Source organism: Aquimarina macrocephali JAMB N27 (assembly GCF_000520995.1).
Classification (GTDB): domain Bacteria; phylum Bacteroidota; class Bacteroidia; order Flavobacteriales; family Flavobacteriaceae; genus Aquimarina; species Aquimarina macrocephali.
The window spans coordinates 23,028-40,035 of record NZ_JACA01000026.1; the positions used below are offsets into that span (position 1 = coordinate 23,028).

The window sequence follows — 17,008 nt, forward strand, 5'->3', positions numbered from 1 at the left end:
TTTTTATTTCTTAAGGAATTTCATCATACGAGTTTCTCCATTTTGAGTCCTTAGTTTAACTATGTACATTCCTGGCTGTAAGTTTTCTGTAGATAGCACTATTTTTTCTTTTTGGCCTATCTCTGCATTTTTAATAACCATCTTACCATGCACATCAAAAACCTCAACCTTTGTGATTGCAGATGTTTTTTCGATATTTATAGTAAGTAAATTATTTACCGGGTTAGGATATAGTAATCCATCTTTTTCTAATGTTTTATTTTCTTCTGTCTTAGAACCAACAACATTTTCACACCTACCTTCCTTATACTCTACTCTAATTACTTTAGGTTGTATTCTTTCATAGTCTTTTACAAAAATCTGTTGCGCACTTCTGGTAACGCATGGTTCATGCTTTATTACTTTCAAATCTATCTCTTTCTCGCAATCTGTACCCGTTTTTCCTGTTCCAGTTGTTTCTACAAGATAGATATCTCTCGAACCCGTTACTCCTATAGAGTCGGTAAATCCAACAAAAGCAAAACCTTTATTAAAAACATCAATTACAAGTTCATCTGAGCTCTCTCGGCCTGTTTTTCCGTAATTACGTACCCACTGAAGGTTACCTCCAGTATCCGTTTGAAATAACATTGCTTGATATGTTGAAAATATGGTATTACTACCTACTACTGTATATTGCTGATTTCCAGTAGTATCAAAGGTTTCTTCAAGACCATGACCATATTCATCTCTTCGGGTTCCATAGGTTTTCATTCCCTGAAAATTTCCGGTGCTACTCATGTATAATAAAAAGGCATCATTAGAATTGTTAATTCCAAAACTATTGGTGTATCCAGTAAGTACAAAGTCTCCTTGTCTATTTTGTTTTACACAAGTTGCCAGATTGGTATAATTTATTGCTCCGTCCAATTCTTTAGGATAACCTAATATTCTATTCCATTCTATCGTAAGATCAGGCTTTAACTTGATGACAAATATATCTTCGGGTGGATTCGTTAGGGTAGCACTCCCGCATCTATAATTCGTACTATATCCCGAGATAATATAACCCCCATCTTTGGTTTGTTCTATCCAGGTACCTATCTGATCTCCTCTGCCTCCAATCACAGTAGCATTTGTAATATTACCCATAAGATCTGTTCGTACTACATAAACATTAGACCCAGGAAAAGCATTACTATAACTAAATGTATTACCTACCATGATATATCCGGGTTTACCATTTTCATCTTTTATGTTTTGTGCACATCGAAATGTATCAAACTCCTTACCCCCATAAACTGCTGAAAAAACTGGAGAACCATTACTATCCACTCCCATAAGAAATGCATCGCCTGATCCAAAACCAAAACTTTTGGTATGTCCTGCAGCAATATAAGCAACTTTGTTGTTTGGGCTAAAATATTCTGATTGTCGTACCGAACTAAAATATTCTTGTCTGGTACCACCATACACACGAGACCAAATTTGGTTTCCGTCTAGATCGGTTTTCATCAAAGTAGCTTCTATATCTCCTATAAAGCTTTTTGAAGTATACCCACCGATTAAATACCCTTTTTCTACTTTCTGAAGTTGATCAAGGGCCCAACCTAACTCCGATTTTTCTGTTCCATAAGAACGTTGAAATTGTGAAAAGCCCATACTTGTAATAAAGCAAAGGGCTACACTACATAAAATTGTTTTCATGATGATTTATATTTAAATTGGTTAAAAATATATTCCTCTATAATGAACAGCATAGCAAAGGTTCAAACAATCAGCCTCCTTTCGCTATTGATTTTTATGAGTACCTGATGAGGAGAAATCAAAGATCTGTTCTAACGTTTTCCCACTCAGACTCTCTTGTACTAATTTACAAAACAACACAATGACTATCAAGTGGTTACACCCCATAAATACAGGGGTAAAAGCCTGTTTTATTTTAAATATTTACTAGTAGATTACAAGACAGTATTTGTGAATTTATAGAGAGTATCTTTCGTTACAAATTGATATCTTTATCCCTTAATGCAATTCATTATGATACAGGCAGCGAAGAAAGTTTTTTTGATCGTTTTGGTATGTTGGTGTTGTTCTTCAAATACGAGTGATACAGAAACAGTGACAGATGATGAACCTACACCAATACTCCCTGTAAATGAGCAAAATACAATTAGTGCTCTTGAGTATATTGATGAATCTGTACTTGCAGACCAGGAAATTGATGGTGTCCCTATAGGGGGCTTTTCGGGAATTGATTATCAAAATGGTAAGTGGTATATCATCTGCGATACTTCTACACCACCTATACGATACTATGAAGCAGATATAACATATACCAAAGATGGATTTACTTCTGTTGGGATTACCACTATGGTAGAAATTAAAGATGAGGCAGATGCTCCTTTAGCACAAGGAGTTGTTGATCCAGAAGCTATACGCTTTGATTCTGGTACAGGTACCATTGTATATACCAGTGAAGGTTCTATTACTAATGGTGTGGATCCGGCTTTGATCGAAATAGCTCCCGAAGGAAATCAAATTAAACGTTTTACACTACCTGATAATTTTAAGGCCAACATAGTGAATAACTCTTCTGGGCCAAGGCACAACGGAGTCTTAGAAGGTCTTTCATTAGATTTTGAGAATAAAGGATATTGGATCTCTTTTGAGTTACCTCTTATCGAAGACGGTCCAGAACCTATCACTACAGATACACAATCTCCTGTGAGAGTCACTTATATAAACAAGACATCAGGTATTGCAGAACGACAATTTGCTTATGAGCTGGACCCTGTAGCACGTGAGGCAATGCTAGGCACCACTTTTGAAGTGAATGGTTTGGTAGAAATCCTAGAATACGACACCAATAAATTTCTGGCGTTAGAACGTTCTTTCTCTTCTGGGTATATAGATGGAGGAAATACAGTAAAGATTTATAAGGTAGATGCTACAAATGCTACAAATACGCTGTCTATAGAAACATTGGTTTCTACATCCTATACTGCGGCAACAAAAACTTTGCTCTTTACTTTTGACAGTATTCGAAGTCAACTCACTAATAACACTGTAGACAATCTTGAAGGTTTTTCGTTTGGACCAAAATTAAAAGATGGTAGTCGAACGATCGTCGTGATTTCTGATAATAATTTTAATTCCTTTTTTCCGCAACTTAATCAATTCGTTGTTTTAAAAGTAGTGCCGTAATGGTGTTCTGTTTTTACTATGTTAAGTACTTAGTTTTATCAAAAACCTTTCGATTTGTCTTCTGTGTCTTAAAATATGTACAATAGCATGTTCTAACAACTGCTCAATATTATACCGCTGCCCCCACGCTACTACTATTTTTTTATCGGGATCTTTTTCTTCTAGATGTAAATCAGGGTAATCTTCAAACAATTGTTCATTATAAATAAACATTTCTTGTAATCCAGTTTGATATTCTTTTACACTATTCAATGTTTTACGTTCTACAAAATCGATTTGTTCTCCTAATGATTTTCTTATTTCAATACCATAACAATATCCAGCTCTTATCACATGGGTTAAAATTGTCTGTATTGACCTACAATCCGGATCTTTGGTTTTATCATCTACAATAGCAATCAATTCCTGGTTACTAACACCTGACAAAACAGTAACAACTTCTGTCAATGCTTTTTCATATTCATCTAACAAAGCACCTACTGCTCCTTGATCTCGATATTGCTGCATTTTTTTTATTTGTTTGGGTAAATTGTATGTTATCCAAATTTTGGATTGTATTCTTTTTGTTGATTTTCGATACTACTTCTTAGTAATTAGAATAGTGCCGTTTCTATATAAATCTAATGCCTGATTCAAAATTAAATTGATTGTAGATATGGGTAGATCTTTGTTTGGATCTATTTTGAAAATTTTCATTCTTGCCCGATCACCTGTTTCTAATTGCGGGTGATCAAGATGTTTTCCTTCTACCATAAGGAAATAAGGCTCATGAGTCTTTTTATCTACCCATAGGTAACAGAACATTTTTCCCTTATAACAAAAACACGGCATCCCATATTTACGTGTTTCGGTAATATCTTCATCTTGATTAAGAATAATACTACGCATGGTCAACAAACAGCTTTTGTTGGGTTCATGCTTATCAAAATAAAATTGATCGTTAGTACTCATTATTTTCTTATTGATTATTTCAGAAAGAACCATCCATGACTACCTGCCACTGCTCCTGCAGTGGTAAGTAAGCTTAATAAAAGTAAAATCCAATGCATACGGTGCATAAATCTAAATGTTTTTGCAGGATTTTCCTCTGCATATTTTTTAAACAATTTATGCAATACAAGTGGTTCTAAAACATACAGAATTAGTGAGAATAATATCCAAACCAGTGTCATTGCATGAATCCACCAAAATCTATAATCAAAATATCTATCCCACGCATCAAGTACATACAGCATATAAAATCCTGTTATACCTGTTATTAGTGTTGTAATTTTGGCTTGCAAGGCAAATTTACCTTCTATCTGTTCGAAGGTTTTTATCTGGTCTTCCTTCGATTTTAGTTTTTTAACAGCAGGAATGATTACAGTTGTTACCATAGCCACTCCGCCTATCCACAAAATCACAGCTAGAACATGTAGTACCCTGGCCAATGTGAAGTATTCCATTTTCTTTTATTTATTGTGTGATTTTGCAATTTGATCTAAATGATGTTCCATATGATCTACATAGTCTTCAATTAAAAATTTAAAGTCAGATTTTTCTCCTTCACTAATTTCAATTTGATATGCTAAAGTATATTCATCCTGCAATTCGATTACTTTAATAATTCGCTCATTAATAGCTAACCAAAAACTTAATATTTCATCTGTATTAGCTTCGTTATAATGATTGGTATTAACGAGTTCATTTTGATTATATTTTCGAATTTTATAAGGTTTCTTTTCAAATTGGATTTCTGTAAATCTTTGCAGGTTATTTATTCCAGAATCTATCAGGTGACCTAAAATTTCTTTTTTCGACCATTTATTTGGTGAAGGTTTGGATTTAAGTTCGTTTTCACTGCTATCACGTATTAGCTTTGCTCCCTTTTCTAATAGATGACTAAGTTTCTGTGCTATTTCGGATATTTGCATTTTTGACTATTGTATATGATCAGACTGTTGTATAAAGTTACAAAAGGCAATTGTACTTATATACATTTACAAATGTATATATTGTAATCATTTTTGAATTAAATAATAGTAGTCACTTTACTTGACAACATTCCTTAAAAACTCGCTTAAATGGAAATAATAACTGTTGGAGGTAGTTTTTCTGTTTCGGGTATAAAATATGGTTTTCTATGACCCCTACATCGTCTACTTCTCCTATACGATTATAATACGTTCCAAAAACCAAATCCCAAAACGGTATGATATTCCCGTAATTTTTAGCTTCGTGTAGTAGTTTACTATGGTGAAAATGGTGTATTTGCGGAGTTACGATCAAATAATCCAAAAAACCTGTTTTCGTTTTGATATTGGCATGTGAAATATATGCTATCACCACATGTGTTACTCCTACCAAAAAGATAACTTCTTCATGAAATCCTAAAAGTAAAAGAGGCACCATTTTAAACACTGTATTTAAGAAGATATTAATTGGATGTATCCAATTTGTTTTAAACCAGTTTAGTGAAGTTGGTAAATGATGAATAGAATGTATTTTCCACAGCAATAAACTTAGTATCGAATTACGATTTCCAACATGACTAATCCTATGGTAGAAATAAGGCAAAAATTCGCCTATTATATTTGCAATCACAAATGTAAATATAAGCGGAAAACCGCCCCATACCTCTAACGGTTTAAAGAAAAGCTGTTGTAGGTATAGTACAAATGTTAATGAAATCGTTTTTCCTAACGCATCAAAAAGTGCAGCCGAAAATAAAAAATGCTTTACGTCTGACCAAAGGTTACTTTTTTTGGTTTTCCATTTGGTTTTTAATGGGATTATTTGCTCTAGTACCAAAATATAAATTGCTGTAAAGAGAAAGATTATATATGATGATATTTCAAAACTCCAACTCTTACTTATCGTTAAGGATGCAATTACACCAGTTATTAATAGTAAAACGGGAACGACTAAAAGGGGTAAAACTTTATTTTGCTTCATTATTCTATTTTAACTTGTAGTCGTGCAAATAGAACAAAAAGATGCAAGTTTATAGAATTAAGTTTATTTTTTCTATCTCGGTGATCAGCTCTGGTGGTAATTCACAATCATTTTTGAGTAGAAACCCTGTTATCTGCCCTTTTTTATTGTATGATATATCTACACAATCTGTCACTAATTCTTTTAGTTTTTTTCGTCCTCTTTGTATTCTTGACTTAGTAGCAGTTAAACTCAGGTCTAAAATTTTGGAAATCTCTTTTTGAGGTTTTTGTTCTATATCACTTAGATAGAGTGCTTCTCCATATTGTTGTGGAACGTAATTTTGAATAACAAAACCCGATAAATCACACACACAAACATTAGGTATTGATGTTTCAGGGATCTCTGGTTGGTATTCTATAATTGTGGTTGGTATTTTATTTTTCCTATAATAATCTGCAATCGTATTTCTTGTTACTTGAAAAAGCCAGGATTTATGATTATTAATTTTCTCACTTTTGCGTAATGCAGTATATAGCTTTATACCTACATCTTGTAATATATCTTCGCCTATATCTTTATCGCCAATTTTTGTCTTAATGAAATTTAACAACGGCTTTTTATATTCTTCCCAGATACTCTCGAATTGCATAAGGTTATTTTTTTCTTCTAGTTTACAGTATCAGAAATAGATAGTTGTCATAATACCTGTTATTCTTTATCATCACTTGATCCTTTTAATTCAAAATCAGGATTCAATTGCGCCTCATTGGCATTCATAGATTTTTGAAGATCACGTAGTTTTTCTTTTAAAGATATAACTTTATCCGGGTATTTTAATGAGAGATCTCTTGTCTCAGAAATATCATCTGACAAATTATATAATTCATAGGAGTCAAATTCATAAAACCTTATTAATTTCCAATCTCCTTGGCGAATAGCTGCTCCGGGAGTCCATGCACTACCATGATAGTGTGGATAATGCCAATATAACTCTTTTCTGGATAAATGCTCTCCTCCTTTTAACAATGGTGTTAAGTCAACACCATCAATATCTTGTTTTTTACTTGGTATTACACCAGCTTGAGAAAGTACTGTGGGGTAAAAGTCATGTCCGATTACAGGTTCAGAACTTACTCTTTTTTTACCCGTGTAGTTTGCTGGTTTGATTAGTAAAGGTACCCGAATTCCTCCTTCGTACAACCAGCCTTTGCCTGCTCTCAAAGGTATAACAGATGTAGGAGCAACACTATTATATTCTTTTTTTAGTGTTGAAAGACCTCCGTTATCCGATGTAAAAATAAGAGTTGTATTCTCATAAAGCCCTTCTTTTTTTAGCTTTGCAATCAAACGGCCTATATTTTCATCCAGCGTATATACCATAGAAGCATATTCTGGATTTCGTTGATCTAATCTAGTTAACCCTTCTCCTTCAATTCTTTGAGAAACTTCTTTAGTTTTAAGATTATATAGCTTTTGATTAAATTTATCAATATGACGTTTACTAGGTTGAATAGGCGTATGAACAGAGTAATATGTCAGGAATAGAAAAAATGGTTCTTTATCTACTTTATCCAAGAAATGTATAGATTCATCAGTAAGTCTATCTGTAAGGTATTCTCCTTCGGGGCCGTCGGTAAGCTTGGGGTTTTTATATGGCGAATAATATCCTCCTGGTGGTTGGCCTTTTTCATGTCCTCCTATATTGGTTTCAAACCCTTGATCTTCTGGAAAAAAACCTTCATCACCCAAATGCCATTTTCCGGCAAAAAAAGTTTTATATCCATTATCTTTTAAAACCTCGGCAAGTGTGATTTCTTGAAGTGGCAATTCATTTAGATCTACAGGACCTATTAGTTTTTTATTTTTGGGATTAGATCCTGGTATCCAATCTGTAATATTTACTCTGGCAGGGTGTTTTCCAGTTAGTATAGAAGCTCGAGAAGGAGAACATACAGATCCCGAAGAGTAAGCATTGGTAAATTGAATACTTACATTACTTAATGAGTCAATATTTGGCGTTTCATAAAAAGTACTTCCTGTATAACCTAAATCTGTCCACCCCAAATCATCCACGAGTATGACTACAAAGTTTTGTTTTTTTTCAGAACAAGAAATACAAACTAAAATTATGAATAGAAAATAAAATTTTTTTTGCATAGAACTTTTGTCTTTTAATTTACTGTTCTTTTTTCTTTTTTTGATTTGCCTTCGTTTTAATCGGTATATCAATTAGCAAGTTTTTGACAGAAGCTTCATTTTTATTTAAATACTCTAGTCCATATTCAATTGATTTATAATCTTTTCTTGTCTTATATGTCCCAAAGATCCTATCCCAAATTGAAAATATATTACTATAATTACTATCGGTTTCTGGTTGATAATTAGAATGATGTACTTTATGCATATTTGGGGTAACATAAAAGTATTGTAAAAACCGATCAAGCTTTATAGAGATATGAATATTAGCATGTTCAATTTGCGCATTAAAAGCTGATATACTTAAATATGTGAGTAATACTATTAGAGGAATACCCAAAATAATCATACCTGATAAATGAAACGCAATCCTTAAAGCAGTTTCTAATGGATGTTGTCTAAAAGCGGTTGTTACATCTACCATAGTATCAGAATGATGTACAGAATGAAACCTCCAAAGTAAAGGTATTTTATGCATTAACCTATGCGGAAGGTATGCTGCCCAAAAGTCCAAAAAGATCACCCCAATACTAAGTTTTAAATACATATTAGAAATATCTGTTTGATATAATAGTCCGATTTGGTTTATCTCTACCCAATCAGAAATAAGTAATGTGATTGAGGCAAAGATAAAATTGGTCACTACCAGCAGAATTGTCATGATAACATTAGGTACTGTTTTAAATATAGATGAACGATATGTTTTGACTAAAGGAATTATAAACTCGATCGCACACATTATAAATAACCACCCAAAAATAAGAGCTAATCTTACTTTTTTGTCTAGTAAGTATTCCATATCACGAAGTTACTACAATGAATCTTAATTTATATAAAAGCTGTACATCTTAATAGTATACCTTAAAGCTCTTGTGAAGTTTTTATATTTTACTTTTTTGTATCACTTCTTCTGAGGTTAATCCAAATATAGGTGGAGTCTTTATATCCAATAGTGCCAGATACGTGTATAGCACTCCCCTGTGATGAATTTCATGTTCTACCATAGCTCTTAGTAATTTCCATATTGTTATTTTATGGCCTCCTGGTGTTTCACATTTTTCATGCAAATCTTCTGGTTTAAGTTGTGAAAGAATTTCTGTTGATTCAAGATGTAGTTCATTATACAAGTTAATTGTATTTTGATATCCTTTAGCATAACTTTCTCCACAGCCAGTATATAAACTAGGTCTTAGTTGAACATTTTCGACATACATAAACCTTTCTGTAAGTGCCAGATGTCGTATAATATCACCAATAGTAAATTTTCCTTTGCTAGTGGTCCATTCTATTTTTTCTGTTGGAATACATTCAAATAATCTCCTGGTACGATCTTTTATCCTAGAGTAATACGTAAGAAAACTATGTATATCGTTTATTTCCATAACTTCATTGATCTATGTATAATCCTCACTTAAAGCTAAGATTAAAACGCATTCATTCAAAGTTACTATAATGATTTTGAATAGTACAGGATCTGTCCTATAAAACTATAAGGGATTCAAGAATATGCTATGTCCCAGAAATCATTTAGGAAGGGCCAACTTTGTAGCTCCTGTAGTTTTTAAAATTTTATCTTGTGTATATGCGATTACAGATAGTTCATCATTTTCTGAAACCCAATCAGGAATAGTCAGCGATACACTACCGGATTCTTCTTTTTTAACTATACGATTCGCTACGATATTCGTATTTTTTAATGTCCTATTTCGATTTTCGCCTTTGGATATATTAGTAATACGCTCAGAAACTACCAAAGCTAATGTTATCGTATTGAATGACTCCCCATTTACTCTATAATTAAAAACAATATGAGAAGACTCTTGTCGTATCTCTTTTATCAAAATAGTAGAGTTGGCACTAGCTTTTGAATATTTTTTTAAAGCCATATCCGCCTTATAACGATCCGACCCCGTAAAATGCTCACTCCCATTCACTACCAATTGCGGAGTATATATTGATCTGCTTCTAAATTGTTGTGCATAACTTCTTTGATAATCACTAAACATTGATGTGCTAAATGGATCTTTCCACCCCAATCTATTCCAATAATCTACATGATATGATAGCACAACTACATTTTGATCTTTATGTTTTTTCTTAATATCCTCTAGTAATTCATCTGCCGGCGGACAGCTACTACAGCCTTGAGAGGTAAACAATTCTAATACTATTGCTGATTTATCACTTTCCTGAGCATTAACAGGTATCAGAACAATAAGCGTTAATAGCATCATAAGCTTCTGTAACATGTGCATAATTTTAGTACTTTTAGGCTTTATTTTAGACGAGTATGATGATAAAACTTACTGGATATATCTTCTTTTTTTTGACTACCATATCAATTTATGGGCAAGATATTGCCATTTTACAATATAAAGGAGGTGGTGATTGGTATAGTAATCCTACTGCTCTTCCTAATCTTATTACATTTTGCAATCAAAATATTAATACTGCAATATCTGCCAAACCAAAAACAGTAAAACCAGAGAGTGTTGATATATTTCAGTATCCATATATTCATATGACAGGACATGGTAACGTCTTTTTTACAGATGTAGATGCCGAAAATCTAAGGAATTACCTATTAAGCGGTGGTTTTTTACATATTGATGATAATTATGGTATGGAACCTTATATCCGAAAAGAACTCATTAAAGTTTTTCCTGATAAGGAACTAGTAGAATTACCTGTGACACACCCTCTCTTTTCTTCAAAATATAATTTTCCGGAAGGATTACCCAAAATCCATGAGCATGATGGAAAACAACCACAAGCACTTGGGATTATCCATGAGAATCGCTTAGTACTGCTCTTTTCTTTCGAAAGTGACCTTGGCGATGGTTGGGAAAATCCAGAAGTACATAACGATCCAGAAGAAGTAAGATCCAAAGCACTAAAAATGGGAGCTAATATTATTAAATACGCTTTTGAGAATTAATGTCAGAGCAATTACATCATCATAATAATCAGTTTATAAAAAATCAATTTCCGATAACTCTTGTATGTGATCGGGTGAATTCGCCAGCGAATATTGGAAGTATATTTAGAATTGCAGATAGTTTTGGTATCGAACAAATCTATTTTTGCGGAGAAGGTATTACCGTGGTTAGTAAGCGTATGCAACGTACAGCAAGAGCTACACACGAGAGTATACCTCATCATCAAGCAGAAGATATTATACATACCATACAACAATTTAAATCCGATGGGTATACGATCCTGGCATTAGAAATTACCGATACAAGTATACCTGTTTCTGATTATATCCCATCACCGCAGGAAAAAATAGTGCTCGTGATCGGTGAAGAAAATTTTGGAGTATCTAATGAAGTTTTGGCATTAGTAAAACACAGTGTACATATTAATATGTATGGTAATAATAGTAGTATGAATGTTGCAACAGCAACAGGAATTGCTCTATATGAAATTACAAAACAAGTAATGAATAGTGAAAAATAATACTCTAGAGTTTATATAAAAAAGCACAAATCAAAACTTTGTAACTTTGAACCTTTGATGCCTTGAAATTTTAAAATATGAATTCAAAAACAATTGCATACGGAATCTTAAGAGCAGTAGTTATTATTATTGGTGTTCTGGGATTACTGTGGTTTCTCTATAAAATACAATCTGTCCTTATATACATTGCCTTTGCTTCTGTAATTTCTTTAATGGGTAGGCCATTAGTGTTGTTTCTTAAAAAGAAACTGAAATTTAAAAACTCATTGGCCGTAATCACCACACTACTAATTGTTATAGGATTATTTATGAGTATTTTTATGTTGTTTGTTCCTATCGTTAGTGAACAAGGGCAACTAATTGGCGAAATTGATATCAATAAATTGGGTGATGATATAAATAGACTTAATCAGGAGGTTAGTACTTATTTCAAAATAGAAAAACTAAATTTTGTAGAACTGATCAAACAAACTGATCTGATGCAATTTTTTGATTTAAAAGTTATCCCTAATGCTATAAACTCGTTTTTAAGCGGTTTCGGAGCTGTTCTAATTGGGTTATTCTCGGTCTTATTTATTTCTTTCTTTTTGTTGAAAGATAGTCTTCTTCTTGAAAATAGCTTATTAGTACTTGCAAAAAAAGAAGATGAAAACAGATTTATGAGAGCATTTACCAAAATTAAAGATTTACTCTCGCGTTACTTTGTTGGTCTACTGTTACAGGTAATCATTCTCTTTATTTTATATACTATCCTCTTATTGATATTTGGAGTTCATAATGCAATTGCAGTCGCTTTAATTGCTGCTATTTGTAATCTAATCCCATACGTAGGCCCTCTATTTGGCGGGATATTTATGATTATACTGGCGATTACCAGTAATTTAGGATTTGATTTCCAAACTGTGATTTTGCCTAAACTAACTTACATTTTGATTGGTTATCTGGCAATTCAACTAATTGATAATTTCTTGAATCAGCCCTTGATTTTTGGGAACAGTGTAAAATCCCATCCGTTAGAAATCTTTTTGGCCATCCTTATTTTTGGATTGCTTTTTGGTATCGGAGGACTTATCGTTGCAGTACCTTTTTATACTGCGATCAAAGTAATTTCTAAAGAATTTCTTTCGGAATATAAAATTGTAAAAACACTTACCAAAGATCTCTAATTGAATCCTTTACTACTACATAAAGAGGTCCAGGAATTTATTACTGAAAAATCTAATAGTACACTCGATATAAGTACTCTGATTTTAAGCGGAAGCCCTTTTGAAGGAATCTCTGGTAAAGAACTAGCTCAACAAATCCAGGGAAAACGTAAGGCAAAAAGAAAACTACCCTCCTGGTATGCTAAAAATAGAATCTATTACCCACCAACACTTAACCTAGAGCAAACTTCTTCTGAAATAACTGCTTTGTATAAAAGCAAGCTTGTTTCGGGAGCTTCTTTAATCGACTTAACTGGTGGTTTTGGGATTGATGATTATTTTTTTGCCAAACGGATCACATCAGTAATTCATTGTGAACTAAATGCAACGCTAAGCAAAATTGCTGCGCATAACTTTGAAATACTCGGTCAGAAAAACATCCAAACCAGTATTGGAGATGGATTAGATATTATGAAAAATCACAATACCCTGGATTGGATTTACATCGACCCTTCCAGAAGACATGATAGTAAAGGAAAAGTATTCTTTCTAGAAGACTGTTTACCCGATGTACCTTCGAATTTAGATATTCTCTTTAGCAAAAGTAAAAACATTCTGGTCAAAACTTCTCCTCTACTGGATATTCAAATTGGAAGTAAAGCATTACAAAACATAAAAGAAATTCATGTCGTTGCTGTAGAAAATGAAGTTAAAGAATTGATATGGGTTCTTGATAAAACCTATGTTGGAGATATTAAAATCATAACTGCCAATATTCAAAAAACAACACTTCAGGAATTTTCTTTTTTATTAAAAGATGAAGCTAGACAATCTGCCAATTTGGGGTTACCTATGACTTATCTTTATGAACCTAATGCTGCCATTCTAAAAAGCGGAAGTTTCCAAAGTATTGCCACTGCTTTTGAGTTAAAAAAGCTTCATGTTAATTCGCATTTATATACTTCTGATCATAAAACTGATTTCCCTGGGAGAAGATTTGAAATTATAGCAGTGTATCCATATCAAAAAAAGGTATTGTCTAAAACAGGAATTACCAAAGCAAACATTACAATACGTAACTTTCCGGAATCTGTTGCTACCCTTCGAAAAAAGTTTAAAATCAAGGACGGAGGTGATGATTATCTCTTTTTCACAACAGATTACAACAACAAAAAGAAGGTAATTCATTGTAAAAAAATTACTTCTTAAAACAATGACCTCGTTTAATTAGCTACTCAGAAAAAATCGAAGAATGTGCTATAAAATTTTCTATATATAATTTTAACTCCTTATCATCCTCTTTATCTATATTATTAAATATATAATCTTTATCTTCTTCTAAATTTTTATAATAACCAGCAATTTTAGGGGCATTGTTTTGAATACTTAGTCTAACCATTCTCACTTCTATATTATCTGGTTCAGACAATATAGCTGCATCTATCATCTTCTTTGCCTTGTTGAAATACGATATTTTGCTAAAAAGATTCCAGGAAAACGATGCTTTTAATGCAAGTGCTGCACCATGATAAGCTTGATAAATTGCTCCATCATTTTGCAATCCTTTTTGTGTAAGTTCATAGAACTGCTCAGTCTTTTCTTTAGATTCACTACATGTTTTATAAGCATCTCGTATATCTTCAATACGAACAGTATCACCTATGGAAAAGATAAAAAATACTATGATCAATAAAATCTTCATTACTTTTTTATCGTAAAAAAAGCCGATTTATTATTTGGCCAGTGATATTTTAAGTAATAGATTACTCTTTTTACCATCATAAGCTTCCATAATCATGCTTTTATTGGGTAGCATTGCAGCTTTAGTAAGTTCTATCACATCTAATCGGGAATTTCTGATATCACTTCCGGTAAGAATTGCCTCTTTAGTAACCTCTCCTGTAGCATCATCAATGACATAGGATGTAAGGTAAATAAATTCTTTTTTACCATCAAAATATCGTGTAGGCGTTTCATCGAATGATCGTTTTAGGTTAGTAAAGTCATCAACATAAAACAAATATAGTTTACCATCATTTTTAAAATTTAAAAAAGACATACTACGCTTACTATTTGTTCCCATCTGATACTTTGGTAGTTTATGCATCCATATCATTCTATTATCTGACCCTAGTTTTAGAACAAAAATATCTCTGTAATAATATCTATATGTTGTTCTGGAACCCGAGGAACTGGATGTTGTAAATGATTCTACAAAACGTTGTTCTCCCAGAAAGGTTGTACTACCATCACTATTAAATACGATATCATTTATTCTAAGTTTTTCAAGATCTTTTAGATCATTTTCTTTTTGCGTTCCTTCATTAACCCGCTCTTCTCTCTTTAAAGCAAATCCTTCTAACGTTTCTAAAGGAATATCACTTTTTATTACAGAACCTACTGTACCGCTTTCAGACAAAGTAGCAGAAAAAACTCCAGAAACCTCTTCTTTATTATTTGAATTAGCATAAAAGCCAGATACTTTTACTTTTCCCGCTCCGTCAACTTCAATAACAGCATCGGTAATTGATCTGCCAGCTACATCGATCTTACTTTTTATGATTTCACTACCACTTTCTTGGGTAATCCTAAAAACTTCAGTATAGTATGCGTTTTCTAATTTATTTTTATCCTTTGATTCTGAATTAAAAATAGAAGCAGTCATATAAAAATGTCCATCATTGCCAATAGCAAAATCTTCATTTTGAATTCTATCAGAAGAATACGGTAATGTTACTTTTCTTTTCCACAGGAGACTTAGATCATCATTATAGACAGCCATTCCTATTTTATCTCCTTTTCCTGCACTTGTTTCTATACGATATAAAATCAATAATTTTTTTTCATCCGCAGATTTTTTAAAAACAAATTTGTTAATTCTTCCGCCAGCATCAAATCCATAGGTGCTCTTAAAACCAAAATCTCTATTGACATTTTCTCTGTCATTAACAAGTTGAATAGGTTTCTCTACCACTATACCTGTAAGAGATACTTTTTGTGCATATGCTTTATCATTTATAGAATAAAACACTACAGCTTTTCCTCCTAGCTTCATAACAGTTTCAAAATTTCCTTTATCATCTACAACTTGTCGTTTCTTTACATCTTCTTTAAGGTTATCCAGAGAATATCGCTGTATGGTCATAGTGTTACGGCCTTTCTTAATAGAAACGAATCGATTTCCTGAAGCTACGTGATAGGTGTTTACACTTCTTATTCGTTTATATTTTTCTCCAATTTTAAAAGAAAAATCTTCTAGTAGAATAGGTTTTTGTGCAAATGTATAGCTAGAGATAAGTAAGGCAAAAACTAAAAGGTATTTACTTTTCATTTTTATATTGTTTTTATAACTCTTCATAACATAATATATAGGTCAATAGTATACAAATATATAAAAGAAGTATTTAAGGTTTCTGTAGCTTGTTATTCAAAATTCAAGCCATTTTTTTTTTGAAGAAAAAACTGATTTTCAAGTTTTTAAAAAGAAGGTTGAGCTAAATAAAAAATAATGGCAAAAAAATGTTGCATCATAGACTCATAAAACCTACATTTGCATCCGCATTTGAAATATTAAATGCGACGTTCATAACAAAAAATTTATAGGAGAGGTGCCAGAGTGGTAATGGAGCAGATTGCTAATCTGTCAACGCGCAAGTGTTGCCTGGGTTCGAATCCCAGTCTCTCCGCTTTATTTTTTATGATTCGGGGTGTAGCGTAGCCCGGTTATCGCGCCGCGTTTGGGACGCGGAGGTCGCAGGTTCGAATCCTGCCACCCCGACTTTTTAGAGTTACGGGCTCGTAGCTCAGCTGGATAGAGCACCTCCCTTCTAAGGAGGCGGTCATAGGTTCGAATCCTATCGGGCTCACAAAAAGCCATACTTTTATTAGTATGGCTTTTTTGTTTTTATAAACTTCTAGATATCTTAGAATATGTTTTTCTACAAATATTTAGAAAGTAATCATCAATATATTCTTATCATAATTCACTTCTCCTTTTTCTAAATGGATCTATCTTCTATCTAAGACTCCAGTACATCACAAAAAGATGACACTTCGTACCAATTCCCTTTCTATAAGCGGTGTATAAAGATTTCAAAAATACTTTT

The 17,008-nt window shown here is 32.7% G+C and carries 18 protein-coding genes and 3 tRNA genes; 8 read left to right on the forward strand and 13 right to left on the reverse strand.

What is annotated here, in order from left to right; all coding sequences use genetic code 11:
* Window positions 1-3 precede the first annotated feature (3 nt).
* A complete protein-coding gene (locus Z054_RS0116010; protein WP_084050398.1) occupies window positions 4-1,686 on the reverse strand; it encodes a T9SS type A sorting domain-containing protein in 1,683 nt (560 codons plus the stop codon).
* Between the two features lie 333 nt (window positions 1,687-2,019).
* On the opposite strand from Z054_RS0116010, the gene Z054_RS0116015 reads away from it, so the two are divergent.
* Window positions 2,020-3,186, forward strand: coding sequence for an esterase-like activity of phytase family protein (locus Z054_RS0116015; protein WP_024771060.1), 1,167 nt, complete (start codon window positions 2,020-2,022; stop codon window positions 3,184-3,186).
* Window positions 3,187-3,207: 21 nt separating this feature from the next.
* Here Z054_RS0116015 and Z054_RS0116020 read toward each other — a convergent pair whose 3' ends face one another.
* The 10 genes from Z054_RS0116020 to Z054_RS0116065 form a co-directional block, all read right to left on the reverse strand.
* Entirely contained in the window at window positions 3,208-3,693 is a 486-nt protein-coding gene (locus tag Z054_RS0116020) for a hypothetical protein (protein ID WP_035092285.1), read from the reverse strand.
* 72 nt (window positions 3,694-3,765) lie between these two features.
* On the reverse strand, window positions 3,766-4,137 hold the full coding sequence (locus Z054_RS0116025; RefSeq protein WP_024771062.1) for a DUF1801 domain-containing protein: 372 nt from the start codon (window positions 4,135-4,137) through the stop codon (window positions 3,766-3,768).
* Between the two features lie 14 nt (window positions 4,138-4,151).
* Window positions 4,152-4,631 carry a membrane protein gene (locus Z054_RS0116030; RefSeq protein WP_024771063.1) on the reverse strand — a complete coding sequence of 160 codons (480 nt, stop codon included), beginning with the start codon at window positions 4,629-4,631 and terminating at the stop codon, window positions 4,152-4,154.
* A gap of 6 nt (window positions 4,632-4,637) precedes the next feature.
* A complete protein-coding gene (locus tag Z054_RS0116035) occupies window positions 4,638-5,099 on the reverse strand; it encodes a DinB family protein (protein ID WP_051473780.1) in 462 nt (153 codons plus the stop codon).
* 112 nt (window positions 5,100-5,211) lie between these two features.
* Complete coding sequence (locus Z054_RS0116040; protein WP_024771065.1) at window positions 5,212-6,120, reverse strand: sterol desaturase family protein; 909 nt, start codon at window positions 6,118-6,120, stop codon at window positions 5,212-5,214.
* 49 nt (window positions 6,121-6,169) lie between these two features.
* Window positions 6,170-6,751: a sigma-70 family RNA polymerase sigma factor gene (locus Z054_RS0116045; protein ID WP_024771066.1), complete on the reverse strand. Its 582-nt coding sequence runs from the start codon at window positions 6,749-6,751 to the stop codon at window positions 6,170-6,172.
* A gap of 59 nt (window positions 6,752-6,810) precedes the next feature.
* Window positions 6,811-8,259 (reverse strand): sulfatase, encoded by a 1,449-nt coding sequence (locus tag Z054_RS0116050; RefSeq protein WP_024771067.1) that lies wholly within the window; start codon window positions 8,257-8,259, stop codon window positions 6,811-6,813.
* 19 nt (window positions 8,260-8,278) lie between these two features.
* A complete protein-coding gene (locus Z054_RS28700) occupies window positions 8,279-9,097 on the reverse strand; it encodes a sterol desaturase family protein (RefSeq protein ID WP_024771068.1) in 819 nt (272 codons plus the stop codon).
* A gap of 82 nt (window positions 9,098-9,179) precedes the next feature.
* A complete protein-coding gene (locus Z054_RS0116060; protein ID WP_024771069.1) occupies window positions 9,180-9,680 on the reverse strand; it encodes a DinB family protein in 501 nt (166 codons plus the stop codon).
* A gap of 141 nt (window positions 9,681-9,821) precedes the next feature.
* Complete coding sequence (locus Z054_RS0116065) at window positions 9,822-10,547, reverse strand: DUF1223 domain-containing protein (protein WP_035092287.1); 726 nt, start codon at window positions 10,545-10,547, stop codon at window positions 9,822-9,824.
* Between the two features lie 44 nt (window positions 10,548-10,591).
* On the opposite strand from Z054_RS0116065, the gene Z054_RS0116070 reads away from it, so the two are divergent.
* The 4 genes from Z054_RS0116070 to Z054_RS0116085 all read left to right on the forward strand — a co-directional run bounded on the left by Z054_RS0116070 (window position 10,592) and on the right by Z054_RS0116085 (window position 14,111).
* Window positions 10,592-11,236 (forward strand): DUF4159 domain-containing protein, encoded by a 645-nt coding sequence (locus Z054_RS0116070; RefSeq protein ID WP_024771071.1) that lies wholly within the window; start codon window positions 10,592-10,594, stop codon window positions 11,234-11,236.
* Window positions 11,236-11,757 (forward strand): TrmH family RNA methyltransferase, encoded by a 522-nt coding sequence (locus tag Z054_RS0116075; RefSeq protein WP_024771072.1) that lies wholly within the window; start codon window positions 11,236-11,238, stop codon window positions 11,755-11,757. Before Z054_RS0116070 ends, Z054_RS0116075 begins: the two co-directional genes overlap by 1 nt.
* Before the next feature lie 77 nt (window positions 11,758-11,834).
* Window positions 11,835-12,923: an AI-2E family transporter gene (locus Z054_RS0116080; RefSeq protein ID WP_024771073.1), complete on the forward strand. Its 1,089-nt coding sequence runs from the start codon at window positions 11,835-11,837 to the stop codon at window positions 12,921-12,923.
* A complete protein-coding gene (locus Z054_RS0116085) occupies window positions 12,924-14,111 on the forward strand; it encodes a THUMP-like domain-containing protein (protein ID WP_024771074.1) in 1,188 nt (395 codons plus the stop codon). It abuts the gene before it with no gap.
* A 22-nt stretch (window positions 14,112-14,133) separates the two neighbouring features.
* Here the strand turns inward: Z054_RS0116085 and Z054_RS0116090 are convergent, their stop codons facing one another.
* Together Z054_RS0116090 and Z054_RS0116095 are read right to left on the reverse strand one after the other, a co-directional pair.
* Window positions 14,134-14,604 carry a hypothetical protein gene (locus Z054_RS0116090; RefSeq protein ID WP_024771075.1) on the reverse strand — a complete coding sequence of 157 codons (471 nt, stop codon included), beginning with the start codon at window positions 14,602-14,604 and terminating at the stop codon, window positions 14,134-14,136.
* A 30-nt stretch (window positions 14,605-14,634) separates the two neighbouring features.
* Window positions 14,635-16,233, reverse strand: a complete 1,599-nt coding sequence (locus Z054_RS0116095) for a hypothetical protein (protein ID WP_152538582.1) — start codon at window positions 16,231-16,233, stop codon at window positions 14,635-14,637.
* Between the two features lie 271 nt (window positions 16,234-16,504).
* On the opposite strand from Z054_RS0116095, the gene Z054_RS0116100 reads away from it, so the two are divergent.
* The 3 genes from Z054_RS0116100 (at window position 16,505) to Z054_RS0116110 (ending at window position 16,768) form a co-directional block, all read left to right on the forward strand.
* Window positions 16,505-16,588, forward strand: a tRNA-Ser gene (locus Z054_RS0116100).
* 17 nt (window positions 16,589-16,605) lie between these two features.
* Window positions 16,606-16,680: transfer RNA gene (locus tag Z054_RS0116105), tRNA-Pro, on the forward strand.
* Window positions 16,681-16,694: 14 nt separating this feature from the next.
* Window positions 16,695-16,768 (forward strand) — tRNA-Arg (locus Z054_RS0116110).
* Window positions 16,769-17,008 lie beyond the last annotated feature (240 nt).